We start from the raw sequence: 20103 nt of genomic DNA on the forward strand, positions 1-20103 counted from the left end.
CTGGGTGTAACCCGCGGCAGGGTTTGTGCCGCCGCGCAAGCCGATGGCGCAGGGAACTCCGCTCAATCTTCAGGATCAGGGTGCGGCGCCGTGCTGGCCAGCCGCAGGTGCAGGGCGGCCATGGCCATCATCTGCGCCGACACCGGCGCGGTGACGAAGATGAACAGCGTGACCAGCAGTTCACGCAGCAGCCACTGGCCCTGCCCTGCATGCCACAGCATGCTGGCCAGCAGCAGCGCGCCCAGGCCCAGCGTGCTGGCCTTGGTGGGCGCATGCAGCCGCATGAAGAAGTCGCGAAAGCGCAGCAGCCCGATGGCGCCCACCAGCAGGAACAGGCCCCCTATAAGCAGCAGGGCGGCCATGGCGGCCTGCAGCAGCACAGGCAGATCGGCGACGGTGGCGGCGTTCATGCGGTGCCCTTCATTCGATGACGTCGCCGCGGGCGACGAAGCGCGACAGGGCGACGGTGCCCACGAAGCCCAGCAGCGCGATCAGCAGCGCCGCCTCGAACAGCAGGTCGCTGCCCAGGCGCAGGCCCAGCAGGATCACCAGCGCCACGGTGTTGACGTAGAGCGTGTCCACCGCCAGCACGCGGTCGGTGAGCGTGGGGCCGCGCAGCAGGCGCCACGCGGTCAGCAGCATCGCCAGCAAGGCCAGGCCCAGGGCGGCGTCCAGCGCCCACAACAGCCAGTCGGTCATTCGAAGATCTCCCGCAGCGGCGCTTCGTAGCGCGACTTGATCTCGGCCACCAGCGCGGCCGGGTCGGTGCAGTTGAGGGCATGCACCAGGATGGCCGCCGTTTCGCGGCCCGGCCGGGCCGGCTCGATCACGCAGGACACGGTGCCCGGCGTGGTGGTGATGATGGCGGCCAGCAGCACCGTGCCGTTGGGGTGGCGGATGTCCAGCGGCACACGCACCCAGGCGGGCTGCGGCCGGGCAGCCGGGTTCAGTACCAGCCAGGCCACGGCCAGGTTGGCCACCACGATGTCCCACAGCACCACGCCCAGCAGGTGCAGCGCACGGCCCCCCGCGTGCAGGCGGGTGCCAGGGTTCAGGAACGGTGCCGCCAGCCACGGCAGGCCCAGACCGAGGATCACCGCCCACAACAGCGTGGCTGCGGTGACACTGCCCTGCAGCAGCAGCCACACGGCACCGGTGAGCAGCGACAGCACCGGATGTGCGAACCAGCGGCGCTTCATCGCCCACCTCCTGCTTCACCGGCGCGGAAGGGCCGCACCGTCTGCGCCTGCGCATCGCCCAGCACCGCCTGCGCATAGGCGGCGCGGTCGGTCACCTGCTGGGCGGCCGCGTCCACGTAGCGCTTGATGGGCGAAGCCCACACCACCATGGCCAGCGTGGCCGCCACCAGCATGAACATCGGCGCCAGCAACCGTGGGCTGGCACCGGCACCGCAGGCCGCGGCATCGGGCGCCAGCGGCTGCTCCGCCCAGAACAGGATGCTGCCCGCACGCGCCAGGCCCACCAGGGTGAAGAAGCCCACGCCCAGCACCACCGCCCACACCCACAAGGCCGCCGGCCCTTGCGCGGCCTGCAGGATCATCACCTTGCCCAGGAAGCCCGGCAGCGGCGGCAGGCCGGCCACCGAGGCACCGCCCAGCAACAGCAGCAGGCCCAGCAGCAGGGGCTGCGCCACCGGCGATGCCGGCCGCAGCGCGCCGCCGGCATCGCCGCGCTGCGCCGCCACCAGCTCGGCCAGCAGGAACAGCGCGGCCACCACCAGCGTGCTGTGAACCAGGTAGAACAGCGCCGCCGACCAGGCCGCCGTGCTGAACAGGCCCAGGGCCGCGACGATGGTGCCCACCGAGGCCACGTTGAGCCAGCCCACCAGCCGCGCCAGCGTGCCGGCAGCCAGCGCACCCAGCACCCCCAGCGCGCCGGTGGCCAGCGCCATCGGCAGCAGCCAGGGCTGCACCAGGTCGGCCGACGGCCCGGCGCCACTGCCAAACACCACGCCATGCACCCGCAGGATGGCGTACACGCCCACCTTGGTCATCAGCGCGAACAGGGCCGCCACCGGCGCGCTGGTGGCGGCATAGGTGTTGGGCAGCCACAGGTGCAGCGGCAGCAGCGCCGCCTTGAAGCCGAACACCACCAGCAGCAGCATGGCCCCGGCCTGCAGCACCGCTGCATCGGGCGCCGGCACCTGCGGCACCCGCAGCGCCAGGTCGGCCAGGTTGAGCGTGCCGGTGAAGGCATAGACCAGCGCCATGCCCACCAGGAACAGCGCCGAGGCCGCCAGGTTGAGCACCACGTAGGGCACGCCGAAGCGCAGCCGCTGCCGTCCCTGGCCGTGCACCATCAACACATAGGAGGCGATCAGCAGCACCTCGAAGAACACGAACAGGTTGAACAGGTCGCCGGTGACGAAGGCCCCGGCCAGCCCCATCAGCTGGAACTGGAACAAGGCATGGAAGTGGCGGCCGTGCGCATCCCAGCCGCCGCTTGCATAGACAAGTGCGGGCAGCGCGATCACCTGCACCAGCACCAGCATCAGGGCCGACAGCCGGTCAACCACCAGCGCGATGCCGAACGGCGCCGGCCAGGCGCCCAGCCGATAGACGCTGAGCGTGCCATCGGCCGCGCGCAGCAGCAGCGCCACCGCCACCGCCAGCCCGGCCAGCACCGACAACAGCGACAGCCAGCGCGCGCGCCGCAGCACCCGGTTGCCATGGGCGCCGGCATCGGCGCCGCCGCCATCGCCCAGTGCCAGCAAGGCCACGGCGGTGGCCAGCGGCAGCAGCACCGGCAGCACGGGCAGGTGGTCCCACAGCGTCATCATCGGCGCGGCTCCTGGCCGTCCACATGGTCGGTGCCCGAGGCATCGCGGCTGCGCAGCGCCATCTCGATGACGAAGCCGGTGGTGGCAAAGCCGATGACGATGGCGGTGAGCACCAGCGCCTGCGGCAGCGGATCGGCGATCGCCACACCCTCACGCAGGATGGGCGGCACACCGATGGCCAGGCGGCCCATCGCGAAGATGAACACGTTGACCGCGTAGCCCAGCAGCGTCAGGCCCAGCACCACCGGGAAACTGCGGCCGCGCAGCATCAGGTACAGGCCGCAGGCCGTCACCCAGCCGATGCCGGTGGCCATCAAGGCTTCTATCGTCATGCGCGTGCTCCTTGTTTGGAGGCGTGGCCCAGCGCGCTGAGCATCAGCGTGGTGGCGCCCACCACGGTGGCGTACACGCCGAGGTCGAACAGCGCCGCCGTGGCCAGCGGCAACTCGCCGAGCAGCGGCACGCTGGGGTGGCCATGGGCGCTGGTGAGAAAGGGCTGGCCGAACACGAAGGCACCCACGCCGGTGAGCGCGGCGATGCCCAGCCCGCTGGCAATCCAGCGGGTGTAGCGGCTCCCGGCATGGCCGCCCAGCCGGGCCTCCGCCTCGTCCTGCCCGCGGGCCATGTACTGCAGCAGCAGCGCCGCCGCCGTCACCAACCCGGCCACGAAGCCGCCGCCCGGCAGGTTGTGGCCGCGCCAGAAGATGTAGGCCGAGACGGCCAGCGCCAGCACCAGCACCAGCCGCGCCGCCACCTGCAGCATCAGCGGCGGCTGCGCGAACGACCAGGCGCGGCCGGCCGCATCGGCCTGGGGCCGCCGTGCGCGCATCCCGTCCAGCAGCGCCAGCGCACCGACGGCGGCGATGCCCAGCACCGTGATCTCACCGAAGGTGTCGTAGCCGCGAAAGTCCACCAGGATCACGTTGACCGCGTTGGTGCCGCCGCCACCGGGCACCGACTGTTCCGCGAAGAACCATGAGATCGAGTCATGGTCGCGGGTGAGCACCAGCCAGGCCAGCCAGGCCATGCCGCCGCCGCCGGCCGCGGCCAGCAAGGCATCACGGGTGCGGCGCATCACGCTCGATTCACGCGGCGTGGTGGCCGGCAGCAGGGCCAGGCCCATCAGCAGCAGCACGGTGGACACCACCTCCACGGCCAGCTGGGTCAGCGCCAGGTCGGGGGCCGAGAGCGACTCGAAGGTGACCGCAGTGACCAGCCCCACCGCGCCCACCAGCACCACCGCGATGAAGCGGTGCCGGTGCAGCACCAGCAGCGCGGCGCCGGTGGCGATGAGCAGCGCCCACAGCACCCAGGCCAGCGGCGTGGCGGGCAACTGCGCCCGCGGGCCGGTGGACAGGCCCTGCCCGTCCGGGCCGGTGAGCGCCCAGGCCACCACCACCACGGCCGCGCCCAGCAGCCAGGCCATGTAGCGCTGCAGCGAGCCGTTTTCAGTGAAGGTGGTGAGGCGGCCGGCACCGCGCAGCAGCCCGTCCATCACCGCATGGAAGGCCCTTGCGCCCGACCAGGCCCGCGGCTGGTAGCCCGGCAGGCCAAAGCGGCTTTGCAGCAGCCCGTACAGCGCGACGCCGCCGCCCAGCGCGATGGCGCTCATCAGCAGTGGCAGGTTGAAGCCATGCCACAACGCCAGGTGGTGCTCGGGCGGCGGCGCATGCAGCACCGCGGCCGCGGCCACCCCCACCAGCGGCCCGGCCACCCAGGCAGGCATCAGCCCCACCACCAGACACAGCAGCACCAGCAGCGCCACGGGCGCCTTCATCGGCACGGGTGGCTCATGCACGTGGACATTCGGCAGATCGGTGGCGGCAGGCCCGAAGAACACCGCATGCACCAGCCGCAGCGAATACGCCACCGAGAACACGCTGCCCAGCGTCGCCGCCACCGCCACCCAGGCGCCGCCGGCGGCCAGCGCCTCGGTCAGGAACATCTCCTTGGACAAGAAGCCATTGGCCGGCGGCACGCCCGCCATGGCCGCGGCTGCCACCATCGCCAGCGAGGCGGTCCAGGGCATCCAGCGCCACACACCGCCCAGCCGCCGCAGGTCGCGGGTGCCGGTTTCGTGGTCGACGATGCCGGCCGTCATGAAGAGGGCCGCCTTGAAAGTGGCGTGGTTGAGGATGTGGAACACCGCGGCCACCGCCGACAGCGGTGAACCCAGTCCGATCAGGAACGTGATCAGCCCCAGATGGCTGATGGTGGAGTAGGCCAGCAGGCCCTTGAGGTCGTGCTGGAAGATCGCGACCCAGGCCGCGAACACCAGCGTGGCCAGGCCGGCGCCGGCCACCAGCCACTCGAACATCGGCGTGCCGCCGATCACGGGGTACAGCCGCGCCAGCAGGAACACGCCGGCCTTGACCATCGTGGCCGAGTGCAGGTAGGCCGACACCGGCGTGGGCGCGGCCATCGCCTGCGGCAGCCAGAAGTGGAAAGGCAGCTGCGCACTCTTGGTGAAGCAGCCCAGCAGCACCAGCACCAGCGCTACCGGGTACAGCGGATGAGCCTGCACCTGGATGCCGCGGTCCAGCATCTGCGACAGCTCATAGGTGCCGGCCATCTGCCCCAGCAACAGCACGCCGGCCAGCAGCGCCAGACCGCCGCCACCGGTGACGGCCAGCGCCATGCGGGCGCCGGCCCGGGCCTCGGGCCGATGACCCCAGTAGCCCACCAGCAGGAAGGACGAGAGGCTGGTCAGCTCCCAGAACACCACCAGCAGCAGCAGGTTGTCGGCCATCACCACGCCCAGCATGGCGGCCATGAACAGCAGGTACTGCGCGTAGAACTTGCCGGCCGGGTCGTCGGCATGCAGGTACCAGGCGGCGTACACCACCACCAGCAGCCCGATGCCGGTGATCAGCCACACGAACAGCAGCGCCAGCCCGTCCAGGCGCAGGCCCAGCGTGAGGCCGATCTCGGGCAGCCAGGGTTGCTGCCACAGCAGCGTCTGGCCCTGGAACACGGCAGGCGCCAGCAGGCTCACCATCACGCCGCAGGCCAGGGTCAGCGCCCCGGCCAGCAGCGCCGCGGCGCGGCGGCGGGCCGGCTGCGCGCCCCGCCCGGCCCAGGCGACCAGGGGCACGCCCAGCAGCAAGGGCAGCCCCACCGCCCAGACCAGCAGTTCATTCATCTTCGAGGTGTCCTCCGGCACAACGGGGTTCGTGCGCGCCACTGCGGCGAGGTTCCGTGCAGGGAAACGATAATCGCCTCCGCCCCATCCGAACACAGTCGCCAGCAAGCCATCATGACCACGACGATTCGCCAGCAAGACCTGATCGAGAGCGTAGCCGCCGCGCTGCAGTACATCAGCTACTACCACCCGACGGACTACATCGCCCACCTGGCCCGCGCCTACGAGCGCGAGCAGAGCCCGGCCGCCAAGGACGCGATCGCGCAGATCCTGACCAACTCCAAGATGTGCGCCGAAGGCCGGCGCCCCATCTGCCAGGACACCGGCATCGTCAACGTCTTCCTGAAGATCGGCATGGACGTGAAGTGGGAAGGCTTCACCGGCTCCATCGCCGACGCGGTGAACGCCGGTGTGCGCCAGGGCTACCTGAACCCCGACAACGTGCTGCGCGCCTCGGTGCTGGACGACCCCATCTTCGCGCGCAAGAACACCAAGGACAACACGCCGGCCGTGGTGCACATGGAAGTGGTGCCCGGCAGCACGGTGGACGTGATCGTCGCGGCCAAGGGCGGCGGCTCGGAGAACAAGAGCAAGATGTACATGCTCAACCCCAGCGACGACATCGTCGACTGGGTGCTCAAGACGGTGCCCACCATGGGCGCCGGCTGGTGCCCGCCGGGCATGCTGGGCATCGGCGTCGGCGGCACCGCCGAGAAGGCCGTGATGATGGCCAAGGAAGCGTTGATGGAAGACATCGACATGTACGAGCTGCTGCAGCGCGGCCCCAGCAACAAGCTGGAGGAGATGCGCATCGAGCTGTACGAGAAGGTCAACGCGCTGGGCATCGGCGCCCAGGGCCTGGGCGGCCTGACCACGGTGCTGGACGTCAAGATCAAGACCTTCCCGACCCACGCGGCCAGCAAGCCGATCGCGATGATCCCGAACTGCGCGGCCACCCGCCATGCGCACTTCGTGCTGGACGGCAGCGGCCCCGCCTACCTGGAGCCGCCCAGCCTGGACCTGTGGCCCGACGTGAAGTGGCAGCCCGACTACAACAAGAGCAAGCAGGTCGACCTGAACACGCTGACGCCGGCCGAAGTGGCCAGCTGGAAGCCGGGCGACACGCTGCTGCTGAGCGGCAAGCTGCTGACCGGCCGCGACGCCGCGCACAAGCGCATCCAGGACATGCTGGCCAAGGGTGAGCCGCTGCCGGTGGACTTCACCAACCGTGTCATCTACTACGTGGGCCCGGTCGATCCGGTGCGCGACGAAGTGGTGGGCCCGGCCGGCCCGACCACCGCCACCCGCATGGACAAGTTCACCGACATGATGCTGGAGAAGACCGGCCTGATCGCGATGGTCGGCAAGGCCGAGCGCGGCCCGGTGGCCATCGACTCCATCAAGCGCCACAACAGCGCCTACCTGATGGCCGTCGGCGGCGCTGCCTACCTGGTGGCCAAGGCCATCAAGGGCGCCCAGGTGGTGGGCTTCGCCGACCTGGGCATGGAAGCCATCTACGAGTTCGACGTCAAGGACATGCCGGTGACCGTGGCCGTGGACTCGACCGGCACCAGCGTGCACCAGACCGGCCCGAAGGAGTGGCAGGCCAAGATCGGGAAGATCCCCGTCGCAGTAGCTTGAATGGGGCACCCGGCTTCATGAAAACATGAAGCCACCCGCCGAGCGGGTTGCGCGGCCGCCTTCGGAGCGGCCGGGCGGCGACCGCGGGGCGGTCTGACGCAGGTTCCGCATTTCGCGCCGCGCCAGCGCCGTTTCGTCGCATCGGGCGCGACGCGCGCGCATGAGGCTGACAGCATGCCGGGATGGCAGTGCTGTCGCTCCTCCCGCGCTTTCCCGCCCTGTCGGGCGCGCAGGCGCCGGGCCACAATCTCGGCTTCGGACAGCAGTTCAGGCCCGAGATGAGTTTTCCCCGCACCAAGATCCAGCCGCCGCGCCCTCGCGTGGGGGCCTTGATCGAGCGCCGCGGGCTGGAAGCACGGCTCGGCCCCGCGCTGCTCACCCACCGGCTGGTGCTGGTGTGCGCTGCGGCCGGCTACGGCAAGACGGCCACGCTGTCGCGCCAGATCGACCGCCTGCCGCCCGGCAGCGCCCATGCATGGGTGGCGGCCGACGAAGGCGACGACCTGCACCGGCTGCTGGCCTGCCTGGTGGCCGCGCTGGAACCCTACGACCCGCCCTGGCGCATCGCGCCGGAGGCCGTGGTGGCGCTGGCCGCCTCGGACGACCCCCGCCAGCGCCACGCCGCCGCGGCCGAGCTGCTGAATGCGCTCGACGCCTGCGAGGTGACGCACGGCATCATCGTGCTGGACGACATGCACCGGGTGGACGACCCGGCGGTGTTCGACTTCATCGACCAGCTGCTCGAGCACCTGGGCCCGCGCTGGACGCTGGTGATCTCCAGCCGCACCGAGCCGCCGCTGTCGCTGGCGCGCCACCGCGTGCGCGGCGAGCTGGCCGAATTCAAGCAGGGCGACCTTCAGTTCAGCCGCGACGAGGTGCGCGCGCTGGCCACCGCCACCGGGCTGGACCCTGGCCTGGCCGACCGGCTGTGGCAGCGCACGGCCGGCTGGGCGGTGGGCCTGCGGCTGGCCGTGAGCGCCGCCCGTGAACCCGGCGGCGCGCTGCGGCGCGCCACCATCGACCGCCACGTGTTCGAATTCTTCGCCACCGAGGTGCTGGAAGAGCTGCCGACGGCGCTGAGCGACTTCCTGCTGCAGACCTCGGTGCTGCCGGAGCTCACCGCCGCCCGCTGCGCCGCCGTCACCGGCCTGCCGCCGGGCACCGCCGCCGCGCTGATGGAGGACATCGAGCGCCGCGGCCTCTTCGTCAGCGTGCTGGAGGTGGACGACGACAGCGACGAGCCCCCCACGCTGACGCTGAAGCTGCACGACCTGTTCCGCGACGCGCTGGAGCACCGGTTGCAGCGGGGCCGCCCGCAGGAGCTGGCCGGCCTGCTGCAGCGCGCCGCCGCCACCGAGCCAGACCCCATCCGCCGCATCGGCCTGCTGCTGCGCGCCGGCCGCCATGCCGAAGCCGCCGAGGTGCTGATGGCCCACGGCCCGGCCCAGCTGGCCGAAGGCGCGGTGGCCAGCGTGAGCCGGTTGGTGCAGCAGTTTCCGGCCGACTGGGCGCAGCAGTCGCCCGAGCTGCAACGCGTGCGCGGCCTGGCCGCCTGGGCGCGCTGGGACTTCGCCGAGATGCTGGATGCGATGCGCCAGGCCGAGCAGGCCTGCGAAGCCCGCGGCGACCTGCCCGGCCGCCAGACCGCGCAGGCCTACCAGGCGCTGGCGCTCAACGCCTTCGGCCGCATGCACGAAGCCGGCCAGCGGCTGGGCGCGCTGCGGCGCGAGGCGCTGGCGCCCGACGCGCGCATCGTGGTGCTGGTGGCCTGCTCCTGGCATGCGCTGGAGGTGGGCGCGCTGCACCGCGTGGGCCCGGTGCTGGGCGAGCTGATGGACCTGCTGGAACACGACGACCGCGTGGAGAGCTGGTACCAATGCGTGCCGCTGCCGCGCTTCAACGGCCTGCCGGGCACCGCCGGCCCGCTGCAGCGCTATGCCGACGGCGTGCTGCGCGTGGCGGGCGACATGCCCACGCCGCTGCGTGCCAGCGCGATGGTGCAGCAGGGCTGGCGGCTGCTGTGGCAGGGCCGGCTGGCCGAGGCCGAAGACGCCTGGCAGCGCGGCTGCGCCGATACCGCCTGGGTGGGCGACCCGGTGAACCTGCGCCACCACCTGCAGGCGCTGGCCGCCGTGTTGCATGCGGTGCAGGGCCGGCGGGACCAGGCGCTGGCCCTGGCGCGAGCCCGCGTGGCCGAGATCCCCGCCGGCTACAGCGCCTGGGGCCACTGGCAGGTGCAGCTGCAAGCCGCGCGCATCGCAGCACTGGTGGACGAATTGCCGCTGCTGGCCGCCTGCCTGAGCACGCTGCAGGCTCTGCCCACCCGGCCCGGTGACCCGGCGGTGCAGGCGGCCGCCCGCCTGCTGCTGCCACTGCGCGGCCATCTGGCGCGCCTGCAGGGCCGGTGGGCTGAAGCCATCGCCTGCTGGCAGGAGGCCTTGACCGGCCAGCGCCAAACCTACGCCAGCCCATCGGACGCACCCGGCGCTGCGCCCCCGCCCGACCTGGCCATCGACCTGCTGGGGCAGGCCGCCGAAACCCGGCTGCACCTGGCGGCGGCGCTGCTGCACACCACGAACGACGTGAGCGCTGCGGCCGACCTGCTGACCCCGCTGTTCGAACGTGTCGATGCCGAAGCCGAGCCGGGCGGCGTGCTGCTGGCCCGCGATCCGCTGCGCCAGCTGGCGCAGGCCGACTGGCGCGGCGCCCTGCCGCCCCACCGGGTGGCCCAGCTGCGGGCCTGGCTGAGCCTGCTGCCCACGCTGCAGCCGCAGGAGCCGGCGCAGATCGTGCTGCCCGCAGGCCTGGCGCGCCGGCTGGCCGAGCCGGCCGATGACGCCGACGCCCCCTGCGACCACGGCCTGAGCCCGCGTGAGCGCGAGGTGCTGGAGCGCATCGCCCATGGCGACAGCAACAAGCTGATCGCCCGCGCCTTCGACCTCAGCCCGCACACCGTCAAGCGCCACGTGGCCAACCTGCTGGACAAGCTGGGCGTGGACTCGCGCGGCCAGGCCGCCGCCTGGTACCGCCAGCACCTGGCACGCTGACACCCCCAAAGGTGTGTGGCCCGCCGCGGCGCAGGCCATGGCTCCTGTGGCCGATGCGCGCGCACCGGCCGATCCGCAGACTGCGAAGCCTGCCGACACCGATGCCGGCAGCACGCGGCGAACCGCTCGCCGCAGCCACCGCCGGCGCCTCGAAGCGCCGGCCTGCCCCGACGACATCAGCCAGGTTCCGCCATGCACACGATCCACGCCGCCCGCACCCCCGCGCCCTCTCACGCTTCCACCACCACGCCGCGCCGCGCCGACCTCTACGCCGCCATCCACAAGGCCCTGCGCCGTGCGATGACCGACACGCTCACCCGCCTGGGCGCCCTCGACACCGAGGACCCGGCCGACCTGCTGCGCACCCTGGCCCAGGCCGAGCACCTGCTGGACATGCTGCGCAGCCACTTGCAGCACGAGAACGACTTCATCCACACCGCCATCGAGGCGCGCCGCCCCGCCGGCGCCCGCCGCACCGCCGACGACCACCTGGAGCACCAGGGCAGCATCGCCGCGCTGCAGGCCGAGCTGCGCACGCTGCGGGCGGCCGAGCCTTCGATGCGGCCGACGCTGGCGCTGCGGCTGTACCGGCACTTCGCGCTGTTCGTCGCCGAGAACCTGCAGCACATGCACATCGAGGAGACGGCCAACAACGCCGCGCTGTGGGCGCTGTACGACGACGAAGAGCTGCATGCCCTGCACGACCGCCTGGTGGCCAGCATTCCGCCGGCCGAGATGATGGACACGCTGCGCTGGATGGGCCCGGCCCTGTCGCCGCAGGAGCTGGCCGCGCTGCTGACCGACATGCAGGCCAAGGCACCGCCGGCCGCCTTTGCCGCGGTGATGGACCTGCTGCGCCCGCTGCTGGACCCGGGCCGCTGGGTGCAGCTGACCACCGCGCTGGGCCTGCAGGCCGGCCAGCCTGCACGGGCGGCAGGGGTGCGCGCATGAAAAGCTGGACCCCTCGCCCGGCCGCCCCGGCGCCCGCCGGAGGCGCACCACGCCGGGCCGGCCGCTGGCTGCGCCGCGGTGCAGCCGCCCTCGCCGCGCTGGCGGCCCTGGGCGGGCTGGCGGTGCTGGCCGGCCAGTTGCTGGCCGACGAGCGGATGAACCGCCGCATCATGGTGCCGCAGCAGCCGGTGCTGGCGCTGCGCACCGATGCGCAGGCGGTGGAACGTGGCCGCTACCTGTTCAACTCACGCGGCTGCGTGGACTGCCATGGCGCCAACGGCGCCGGCCGCACCTTCCTCGACCAGCCGGACGGCCTGAAAGTGGTGGGCCCCAACATCACCCCCGGCCCAGGCAGCGCGGTGGCCGGCTACCGCATGCTGGACTGGCTGCGCACGCTGCGCCACGGCGTCAAGCCCGACGGCCGGCCGCTGCTCATCATGCCCAGCGAGGACTACGCCCGCCTGACCGACGACGACCTGGTGTCGCTGGTGGCCTATGTGCAGCGGCTGCCGCCGCAGGCCGGCGAGCAGCGGGTGGTGCAGCTGCCGCTGCCGGTGCGGGTGCTGTACGGCTTCGGGCTGATTCCCGATGCCGCCTCCAAGATCGACCACCTGCAGCTGCCGCCCGCGCCGGTGCCCGAGGGGGTGACGCCCGAGCACGGCGCCTACGTGGCCAACATGTGCCTGGGCTGCCACGGCGCCCGGCTGGCCGGCGGCAAGGTGCCCGGTGGCCCGCCCGACTGGCCGGCCGCGGCCGACCTGACCGGCGGCGATGCCGGCGCGATGGCGCGCTACCGCAATGCCGAATCGCTGCTGGCCATGTTCCGCAGCGGCCACCGGCCCGACGGCACGCCGGTGCAGGTGATGCCCTTCGAATCGCTGCGCGAGATGAGCGAGACCGACGTGCGGGCGCTGCACCTGTACCTGCGCGGCCTGCCGCCCGGCGGCGTGGCGCCGGGGGCCGAGGCTGCGGCGCACCTCAAGCAGCAGGCGGCGCAGGCAAAGGGCTAGGCCCCCAAGCTCGCTACGCTCGCGTCCCCCCAAGGGGGAGCTCAGCCCCTTGGGGCGGCCCGGCGGGGCTGACGGCAGGCGCCGCAGCGGCCTTGATGCGCGGCTCCCGCTGCACCTGCTGCGGGTACGGAATCTCCACGTCCAGCGCATTGAGCGTGCGCAGCACCGCCAGGTTGACGGCGCTGCGCACCGCGCCCAGGCCGTTGTGCGGGTCGCGGATCCAGAAGCTGATCGTCAGCTCCAGCCCGCTGGCCGCGAAGTCGGTCAGCGTCACCGCCGGCGCCGGGTCGGTGATCACCCGGTCGATGGCGGCCACCACCGCCACCAGCTGCGGAATCAGCGCATCCACGTCGGTGTCGTAGGCCACCTGCACCACCGTCGTGCCGTTGATGCGGGTGTCGCTCATCGTCATGCTCACCACCCGCTGGGTGATCATCATCTCGTTGGGCACGATGGACTCGCGGCCGTTGAGCGCGCGGATCACGGTGTAGCGGGTGCTGATGTCGGTGATGCGGCCCTCGAAGCCGTCCACCACCACCATGTCGCCGATGCGCAGGCTGCCTTCGGCCAGCAGCACGAAGCCCGAGACGTAGTTGGCCGCCAGCTTCTGCAGGCCCAGGCCGATGCCCACGCCGATGGCGCCGCCCAGCACCGACAGCGCGGTGAGCGGAATGCCCGCGGCCGACAGCGCGAACAGCAGCCCCACCACCAGCAGCAACGCCCGCGTGGCATTGGCCGCGATCTTGCGCAGCGACACGTTGCCGACGAAGCCGGCATCGCTGACGCCGGCCAGCAGCCGCGCCTCGATGGCGGCCGACAGCCACAGCACCGCCACCAGCACCACCACGGCGCTGAGCGCCCCTTCGATCACGCTGCGCAGGCTGACCTGGCCGCCGCCCACCGTCCAGGTGATGGCTTCCAGCTCGGCCAGCACCACCGGCAGCAGGCCGGTGAGCCACAGCACCAGGCACAGCCACACCAGCCACGAGAGCCAGCGCTCCACCAGCCGCACCAGCGGCGATTGCGGAAAGGCCGCCTGCAGCACCCGCACCGCCAGGCGGATGGCGCACAACGACATCAGCACCGGCACCGCCAGATGGAACACCGCCCGCGGCATGTCGGCCGGCATCCCCTGGCGCACCAGCAGCACCGCGCCCAGTGCCAGCAGCGGGAACAGCACGCCGTCCACCACCCGCTGGCCGAACCAGATGCCGCCGCGCCGGCGGTCGCGGCCCAGCAGCCAGGCCGTGCCGCCAGCCAGGCCCACGCAGGCGGCCAGCAGGGCCAGCTCGGCCAGCGAAGCCAGTTGCCACAGACCTTGCACCCAGCCGGCCAGCGTCTGGCCGGTCAGCACCGGGCTCAAGCGCCGTCCACCCCGGCCAGCACGCGCAGGTGCGCGGCCACGCTGCGGCCCAGCGCCGACAGGTTGTAGCCACCTTCCAGGCAGGACACGATGCGGCCCTTGGCATGGCGCTCGGCCACGTCGGCGATCTTCCAGGTGATCCAGGCGTAGTCGGCTTCCACCAGGCCCATCTGGCCGAGGTCGTCCTCGCGGTGGGCATCGAAGCCGGCGGAGATGAAGACCATCTCGGGCCGGAACTCCTCCAGCCGCGGCAGCCACATCGCCTCGATCAGCTCACGCACTTCCATGCCCTTGGTGTAGGGCGGCACCGGCAGGTTGACCATGTTGGTGCCCAGCGGCACGGCGCCGCTGTTCGGGTACAGCGGGTGCTGGAAGAAGCTGCACATCAGGATGCGCTCGTCCCCGGCCACGATGTCCTCGGTGCCGTTGCCGTGGTGCACGTCGAAGTCGATGATGGCCACGCGCTTCAAGCCGCGCACGTCCAGCGCATGGCGCGCGGCCACGCACACGTTGTTGAAGAAGCAAAAGCCCATGGCCTGCCCGCGCGTGGCGTGATGGCCGGGCGGGCGCACCGAGCAGAAGGCGTTGTCCACCTCGCCGTCGATCACCGCATCGGTCGCGGCCACCGCGGCGCCGGCGGCGCGCAGCATCGCGTTCCAGGTGCCGGGGCCGGCGCTGGTGTCCGGGTCCACCGCCTGGCGGCTGCCGTTGTCGCGCAGGCGCTGGGCCAGGTCCGAGATCTCGCGCACATAGCCGGCGCTGTGCGCCAGCTGCACGTCGGACAGCTGCGCCACCGGGGCTTCGCGCATCTCCAGCGCCAGGTCCAGGCCGGTGGCGCGCAGGTGGTCGGCGATCGCATCCAGGCGCTGCGGACACTCCGGATGGCTGGCGCCCATCTCGTGCGCCTTGCAATCCTTATGGCTGTAAAAGGCGGTGGTCATCGAGGAAAAGGGCTCGAGGTTTTCGGATAAGGTGCATGCATGGCCCTTGACATCACGCAGCTGCTTTCGAGACTGACGGACCAGATTAGCACGATCATCGTCGGCAAACGCCCGCAGATCGAGGACTGCGTCGCCTGCCTGCTGGCCGGCGGCCACCTGCTCATCGAAGACGTGCCCGGCGTCGGCAAGACCACGCTGGCGCACACGCTGGCGGTGTCGCTGGGGCTGCATTTTTCGCGCGTGCAGTTCACCGCCGACCTGATGCCCAGCGACCTGGTGGGCGTCAGCGTGTTCGAGCGCTCCACCGAGTCCTTCGTGTTCCATCCCGGCCCGGTGTTCGCGCAGGTGCTGCTGGCCGACGAGATCAACCGCGCCGGCCCGAAGACCCAGAGCGCGCTGCTCGAGGCGATGGAAGAACACCAGGTGACGGTGGAGAACCACACGCGGCCGCTGCCGCGGCCCTTCTTCGTCATCGCCACCCAGAACCCGACCGACCAGTTGGGCACCTACCCGTTGCCGGAAAGCCAGCTCGACCGCTTCCTGATGCGCATCACGCTGGGCTACCCCGACCGCGCCAGCGAACGGGCTTTGCTGGCCGGCGAGGACCGCCGCGCCGCCATCACCCGGCTGCAGCCGGTGATGACGCCCGAGCAGCTGCTGGCGGTGCAGCAGGCGGTGCTGCAGGTGCATGCTTCCGAGGCCCTGCTGGACTACCTGCAGGCGCTGATCGCCGCCACCCGCTCGGGCGAATGGTTCGTCGAAGGTCTGTCGCCGCGCGCCGCGCTGGCGGTGCTGCGCGCGGCCAAGGCGCATGCGTTGATCGGCGGCCGCGGCCATGTGGCGCCCGACGATGTGCAGGCCATCCTGGCGCAGGCCATCGCCCACCGCCTGGTGCCGGTGGCCGGCGCCGGACGCGGCAGCGTGGAGCAGGTGCGCGCCATGGTCGAGGCGGTGCCGCTGCCCTAGCCTGCCGCCATGCTCTCCGCCCTGCGCACGCGCTGGCAGGCCTGGTGGCAGGCGCGCCATCCGCTCACCGACCGCTGGGTGCTCACCCAGCGCAACATCTACATCGTGCCCACACCGGCCGGGCTCGCCTTCGGCATCACGCTGCTGGTGATGCTGCTGGCCTCCATCAACTATCAGCTCAACCTGGGCTATGTGCTCACCTTCCTGCTGGCGGGCGCGGGCATCGCCTCGCTGCACATGACGCATGCCACGCTGCGCGGCCTGACGCTGCAGCTGCGCCCGGTGGGCAGCAGCTTTGCCGGCGAGCCGGCGCGGCTGGACCTGGTGGTGCAAAGCCCCGGCAGCCGGCGCCACGGCATCGGCCTGGGCTTCGAGGCACCGGCCCAGCGCGGCGCGCAGGTCTGGATCGACGTGCCGGCGCTGGGCCAGGCCACGGCGGTGCTGCGCTTCGTGCCACCGCAGCGCGGCCTGCACGGCATACCGGCGCTGCGGGCGGAAACACGCTTCCCGTTCGGCCTTTTCCGCGCCTGGACGGTGTGGCGGCCGGCGGCCCGGCTGCTGGCCTGGCCGGCACCGGAAAACCCGCCCGCGCCGCTGCCCGCGCCCTTGCCGCTGGGCGGCGATGCGGTGATGCAGCGCCAGCGCGACGGCGGTGAATTCGACGGCGTGCGCGCCTACCGGCGCGGCGACGCGCTGCGCCGCGTGGTGTGGAAGAAGGCGGCGCGCACCGGCGAGCTGGTGACGCGCGAGAACACCGGCGCCGCCACCCAGGAGCTGTGGCTGGACTGGCAGCTGGCCGCCGTGCCCGGCACCGAGGCGCGGCTGTCGCGCCTGGCGGCCTGGGTGGTAGCGGCCGAGCAGGCCGGCGTGCTGCACGGCCTGCGGCTGCCGGGGCTGGAACTGCCGCCCGGCCAGGGCGATGCCCACCGCTTGCAGGCGCTGGACGCGCTGGCCCTGCACCCCGGGGCGGCCCGATGACCACGCTGCGCCTGCCCCGCTGGCCCTTGCCCGGCCGCCTGCCGCGCGACACCCGCGACGTGCTGTTCCTGTTGGTGGTGATCGGCTGGACGCTGCTGCCCCACCTGGGCCGGCTGCCGCTGTGGTGCGGCCTGATGGTGGGCGCGGTGCTCACCGCGCGCGCCGTGCTGGCGCTGCGCGCGGCGCCCCTGCCCAGCCGCTGGGTGCTGGCCGCGCTGCTGGCCGTGGCCGTGGGCCTGACGCTGCACAGCTACCGCACCCTGCTGGGCAAGGAAGCCGGCGTCACCCTGCTGGTGATGCTGATGGTGCTCAAGACCCTGGAGCTGCGCGCCCGCCGCGATGCGCTGGTGGTCTTCTTCCTCGGCTTCTTCCTGGTGCTCACCAACTTCCTGTATTCGCAGACGCTGCCGGTGGCCGCGGCCATGATCATCGCGGTCTGGGGGCTGCTCACCGCGCTGGTGCTGGCCCACATGCCGGTGGGCCAGCCGGCGCTGCGCGAGGCCGGCGGCCTGGCCGCCCGCGCCACGCTGTTCGGCATGCCGGTGATGGTGGTGCTGTTCCTGCTGTTTCCGCGCGTGGGGCCGCTGTGGGCGCTGCCGCAGGATGCCGGCGGGCGCACCGGCCTGTCGGGCACGCTCACGCTGGGCGGCGTGGCCGAGGTGGCCAACGACGACAGCGTGGCCTTCCGCGTGCGCTTCGAAGGACCGCCGCCGCCCAATGCCCAGCTGTACTGGCGCGGCCCGGTGCTCAGCCGCTTCGACGGCCGTGAATGGCACCGGCTCGAACGCAGCAGCATGGGCCCGCAGGCCTGGCTGCGCGCAGAACTGCGCACCGAGGGCCAGCCCGTGCGCTACGAGATGACGCTGGAGCCCTCGCGCCTGCCGCTGCTGCCGCTGCTGGAAGCCACGCCGCCCCGCGGTGAGGGCGCGCCGCAGATCGACGGCTGGCGCCTGATGCAGCGGCCCGACCTGGAGTGGCTGACCGACCGCCCGGTGACCGAGCGCCTGCGCTTCACGGCGCAGGCCTGGCCCCGCTTCGAGCATGGCCCGCGCGAGGCGGCGCTGGGCCTGCAGGACCACCTCACGCTGCCCCCCGGCTACAACCCGCGCACGCTGGCCTGGGCCGCCGCGCTGCGCCGCCAGCCCGCCTACGCCCAGGCCGACGCCGCCACGCTGGCCGGCGCGGTGCTGCGCCACATCCGCACGGCGAGCTTCAGCTACACGCTGGCGCCCGGGCTGTATGGCGATGAAGTGGGCCGCCATGCCATCGACGAGTTCTGGCTCGACCGCAAGCAGGGCTTTTGCGAGCACTTCGCCACCGCATTCGTGGTGGTGATGCGGGCGCTGGACGTGCCGGCGCGTGTGGTCACCGGCTACCAGGGCGCCGACCCCGTGCTGCAGGACGGCTACCTGGTGGTGCGCCAGAGCCACGCCCACGCCTGGGCCGAGATCTGGCAGCCCGGCCGCGGCTGGGTGCGGGTGGACCCCACCGCCGCCGTGGCACCCGACCGGGTGGACCGCAGCCAGTCGCTGCGGCCGCCGCCGGGCCTGGTGGCCGGCGCGCTGGCCGGCATGAGCCCGGCGCTGATGGAGCGCTGGCGCGGCGCCTATGAGCTGCTGAACAACCGCTGGAACCAGTGGGTGCTGAACTACTCGCGCAGCCAGCAGTTCGACCTGCTCAAGCAGCTGGGCTTTGAAACGCCGCGCTGGGAAGACCTGGCCCTGTTGATGATGGGGCTGGCCAGCGGCGCCGCCCTGCTGGGCGCCGGCTGGGCCCTGTGGGACCGCCAGCGCCGCGACCCCTGGGAGCGGCTGCAGGCCGACCTGCGCGCGCGCCTGGCCACGCTGGGCGTGCCGGCCCGGTCCTTCGAGGGGCCGCGCACGCTGGCGCAGCGCGTGCGTGAGCGGTTGGGCGAACGCGGCCAGGCCGTGGCCACCGAGCTGGAAGCGCTGGATGCCCTGCGTTATGCGCCCGGCGCCAGCCAGCGCCCCGACCGCGGCTGGCAGCGCCGATTCCAGCGCGCCACGGCCGCCGCACGCCGCTCGGGATAATGGACCGATGACCTTGAGAACCTGGCCGGCCCTTGCCCGGCGATACGCGGGCGGGCTGCTGCCAGCCGCTGCCCTGGCCCTGCCGCTGCTGGTGGCGTCGCCCCTGGCCCAGGCCAACCCGGCCACGCCGGGCCACACACCCGCCAAGAAGGCCGCGCCGGCGCATGCGGCCATCAAGCCGGCCGCGAAGGCGTCCGCGAAGGCCCACGCGTCGAAGACCTCCAAGGCGCGCACCGACGACGCGCCCGACGTCGTCACCTACGGCCGCCGCGACGATGTGATGGCCTTTGCCGACGACCTGGCCCAGCGCCGCCAGCTCGACCCCGCCTGGGTGCGCGAGCAGCTGGCCCAGGCGCGTTACCTGCCTTCGGTGGCCCGGCTCATCATGCCGCCGCCGGCCGGCACCGCCAAAAGCTGGATGGCCTACCGCGCCCGCTTCATCGAGCCCACCCGCATCAACGCCGGCCTGCGCTTCTGGCAGCAGCATGAAGCGGCGCTGGCCCGGGCCGAAGCCCAGTACGGCGTGCCGGCGCAGATCGTCGTCGGCATCATCGGCGTGGAAACGCTGTACGGCCGCATGACCGGCAACTTCCGCGTGCTGGATGCGCTGGCCACGCTGGCCTTCGACTTTCCCACCGGCCGCAAGGACCGCACGCCCTTCTTCCGCGGCGAGCTGGAAGAGCTGCTGGCCTGGTGCGCCCGCGACGGCTGCAACCCGCAGACGGTCAAGGGCTCGTACGCCGGTGCCATCGGCCTGCCGCAGTTCATGCCCGGCAGCATCAACCGCCATGCGGTGGATTTCGACGGCGACGGCCACATCGACCTGCTGAACAGCCCGGTGGACGCCATCGGCAGCGTGGCGCACTACCTGGCCAACCACGGCTGGCAGCGCGGCATGCCCACCCACTACGACGTGGCCGTGCCCAGCGACACCACCCAGCGCGCCACCCTGCTGGCGCCCGACATCCTGCCCAGCTTCACCGCCACGCAGATGACCGAGCTGGGCGCCGCCCTCAACGAAGACGCCCGCCGCCACGACGGCCTGCTGGCCCTGGTGGAACTGCAGAACGGCGACGCCGCCCCCAGCTACGTGGCCGGCACCGCCAACTTCTACGCCGTGACCCGCTACAACTGGTCCAGCTACTACGCGATGGCGGTGATCGACCTGGGTGCCACGATCAACGCCGCGCGGCTGGCTCAGCGGTAGGCGCCC

Annotated in this window: 16 protein-coding genes; 8 read left to right on the top strand and 8 right to left on the bottom strand. The window is 72.3% G+C overall.

Annotated features, from left to right (window positions below; all coding sequences use genetic code 11):
- Positions 1-62: 62 nt before the first annotated feature.
- The 6 genes from MW290_RS26400 to MW290_RS26425 are packed head-to-tail and all read right to left on the bottom strand — an operon-like array spanning position 63 to position 5942.
- Complete coding sequence (locus MW290_RS26400) at positions 63-410, bottom strand: Na+/H+ antiporter subunit G (RefSeq protein WP_250197320.1); 348 nt, start codon at positions 408-410, stop codon at positions 63-65.
- Between the two features lie 10 nt (positions 411-420).
- On the bottom strand, positions 421-699 hold the full coding sequence (locus MW290_RS26405; RefSeq protein ID WP_250197321.1) for a K+/H+ antiporter subunit F: 279 nt from the start codon (positions 697-699) through the stop codon (positions 421-423).
- Complete coding sequence (locus tag MW290_RS26410) at positions 696-1199, bottom strand: Na+/H+ antiporter subunit E (protein ID WP_250197322.1); 504 nt, start codon at positions 1197-1199, stop codon at positions 696-698. Before MW290_RS26410 ends, MW290_RS26405 begins: the two co-directional genes overlap by 4 nt.
- A complete protein-coding gene (locus tag MW290_RS26415; protein ID WP_250197323.1) occupies positions 1196-2800 on the bottom strand; it encodes a monovalent cation/H+ antiporter subunit D in 1605 nt (534 codons plus the stop codon). The genes MW290_RS26410 and MW290_RS26415 overlap by 4 nt, the downstream gene beginning before the upstream one ends.
- On the bottom strand, positions 2797-3126 hold the full coding sequence (locus tag MW290_RS26420; RefSeq protein WP_375142974.1) for a Na+/H+ antiporter subunit C: 330 nt from the start codon (positions 3124-3126) through the stop codon (positions 2797-2799). The genes MW290_RS26415 and MW290_RS26420 overlap by 4 nt, the downstream gene beginning before the upstream one ends.
- Positions 3127-3128: 2 nt before the next feature.
- A complete protein-coding gene (locus MW290_RS26425; protein ID WP_250197325.1) occupies positions 3129-5942 on the bottom strand; it encodes a monovalent cation/H+ antiporter subunit A in 2814 nt (937 codons plus the stop codon).
- A 114-nt stretch (positions 5943-6056) separates the two neighbouring features.
- On the opposite strand from MW290_RS26425, the gene MW290_RS26430 reads away from it, so the two are divergent.
- The 4 genes from MW290_RS26430 (at position 6057) to MW290_RS26445 (ending at position 12591) form a co-directional block, all read left to right on the top strand.
- Positions 6057-7583 (top strand): fumarate hydratase, encoded by a 1527-nt coding sequence (locus MW290_RS26430; protein ID WP_250197326.1) that lies wholly within the window; start codon positions 6057-6059, stop codon positions 7581-7583.
- Between the two features lie 278 nt (positions 7584-7861).
- Positions 7862-10630 (top strand): winged helix-turn-helix domain-containing protein, encoded by a 2769-nt coding sequence (locus tag MW290_RS26435; RefSeq protein WP_250197327.1) that lies wholly within the window; start codon positions 7862-7864, stop codon positions 10628-10630.
- Positions 10631-10822: 192 nt separating this feature from the next.
- Positions 10823-11581 carry a hemerythrin domain-containing protein gene (locus MW290_RS26440; RefSeq protein WP_250197328.1) on the top strand — a complete coding sequence of 253 codons (759 nt, stop codon included), beginning with the start codon at positions 10823-10825 and terminating at the stop codon, positions 11579-11581.
- Positions 11578-12591: a c-type cytochrome gene (locus MW290_RS26445; RefSeq protein ID WP_250197329.1), complete on the top strand. Its 1014-nt coding sequence runs from the start codon at positions 11578-11580 to the stop codon at positions 12589-12591. The genes MW290_RS26440 and MW290_RS26445 overlap by 4 nt, the downstream gene beginning before the upstream one ends.
- Positions 12592-12604: 13 nt before the next feature.
- Here the strand turns inward: MW290_RS26445 and MW290_RS26450 are convergent, their stop codons facing one another.
- Positions 12605-13945 (bottom strand): mechanosensitive ion channel family protein, encoded by a 1341-nt coding sequence (locus MW290_RS26450; RefSeq protein WP_250200110.1) that lies wholly within the window; start codon positions 13943-13945, stop codon positions 12605-12607.
- Between the two features lie 5 nt (positions 13946-13950).
- Positions 13951-14895: a histone deacetylase family protein gene (locus MW290_RS26455; RefSeq protein WP_250197330.1), complete on the bottom strand. Its 945-nt coding sequence runs from the start codon at positions 14893-14895 to the stop codon at positions 13951-13953.
- A 39-nt stretch (positions 14896-14934) separates the two neighbouring features.
- Between MW290_RS26455 and MW290_RS26460 the strand changes: the two genes are divergently transcribed.
- The 4 genes from MW290_RS26460 to mltB are packed head-to-tail and all read left to right on the top strand — an operon-like array spanning position 14935 to position 20097.
- Entirely contained in the window at positions 14935-15861 is a 927-nt protein-coding gene (locus tag MW290_RS26460; protein WP_250197331.1) for an AAA family ATPase, read from the top strand.
- A 9-nt stretch (positions 15862-15870) separates the two neighbouring features.
- Complete coding sequence (locus tag MW290_RS26465) at positions 15871-16839, top strand: DUF58 domain-containing protein (RefSeq protein ID WP_250197332.1); 969 nt, start codon at positions 15871-15873, stop codon at positions 16837-16839.
- A complete protein-coding gene (locus MW290_RS26470; protein ID WP_250197333.1) occupies positions 16836-18890 on the top strand; it encodes a transglutaminase TgpA family protein in 2055 nt (684 codons plus the stop codon). The genes MW290_RS26465 and MW290_RS26470 overlap by 4 nt, the downstream gene beginning before the upstream one ends.
- Positions 18891-18897: 7 nt before the next feature.
- Positions 18898-20097, top strand: coding sequence for a lytic murein transglycosylase B (mltB, locus tag MW290_RS26475; protein WP_250197334.1), 1200 nt, complete (start codon positions 18898-18900; stop codon positions 20095-20097).
- Positions 20098-20103 lie beyond the last annotated feature (6 nt).

It is taken from the genome of Aquincola tertiaricarbonis (assembly GCF_023573145.1).
GTDB lineage: Bacteria > Pseudomonadota > Gammaproteobacteria > Burkholderiales > Burkholderiaceae_C > Aquincola > Aquincola tertiaricarbonis_B.

Coding starts and splice junctions, on each gene's coding strand:
- MW290_RS26455 (WP_250197330.1), bottom strand. CDS start 14,895: ATGACCACCGCCTTTTACAGCCATAAGGATTGCAAGGCGCACGAGATG.
- MW290_RS26400 (WP_250197320.1), bottom strand. CDS start 410: ATGAACGCCGCCACCGTCGCCGATCTGCCTGTGCTGCTGCAGGCCGCC.
- MW290_RS26440 (WP_250197328.1), top strand. CDS start 10,823: ATGCACACGATCCACGCCGCCCGCACCCCCGCGCCCTCTCACGCTTCC.
- MW290_RS26430 (WP_250197326.1), top strand. CDS start 6,057: ATGACCACGACGATTCGCCAGCAAGACCTGATCGAGAGCGTAGCCGCC.
- MW290_RS26425 (WP_250197325.1), bottom strand. CDS start 5,942: ATGAATGAACTGCTGGTCTGGGCGGTGGGGCTGCCCTTGCTGCTGGGC.
- MW290_RS26435 (WP_250197327.1), top strand. CDS start 7,862: ATGAGTTTTCCCCGCACCAAGATCCAGCCGCCGCGCCCTCGCGTGGGG.
- MW290_RS26410 (WP_250197322.1), bottom strand. CDS start 1,199: ATGAAGCGCCGCTGGTTCGCACATCCGGTGCTGTCGCTGCTCACCGGT.
- MW290_RS26445 (WP_250197329.1), top strand. CDS start 11,578: ATGAAAAGCTGGACCCCTCGCCCGGCCGCCCCGGCGCCCGCCGGAGGC.
- MW290_RS26415 (WP_250197323.1), bottom strand. CDS start 2,800: ATGATGACGCTGTGGGACCACCTGCCCGTGCTGCCGGTGCTGCTGCCG.
- MW290_RS26405 (WP_250197321.1), bottom strand. CDS start 699: ATGACCGACTGGCTGTTGTGGGCGCTGGACGCCGCCCTGGGCCTGGCC.
- MW290_RS26470 (WP_250197333.1), top strand. CDS start 16,836: ATGACCACGCTGCGCCTGCCCCGCTGGCCCTTGCCCGGCCGCCTGCCG.
- mltB (WP_250197334.1), top strand. CDS start 18,898: ATGACCTTGAGAACCTGGCCGGCCCTTGCCCGGCGATACGCGGGCGGG.
- MW290_RS26465 (WP_250197332.1), top strand. CDS start 15,871: ATGCTCTCCGCCCTGCGCACGCGCTGGCAGGCCTGGTGGCAGGCGCGC.
- MW290_RS26460 (WP_250197331.1), top strand. CDS start 14,935: ATGGCCCTTGACATCACGCAGCTGCTTTCGAGACTGACGGACCAGATT.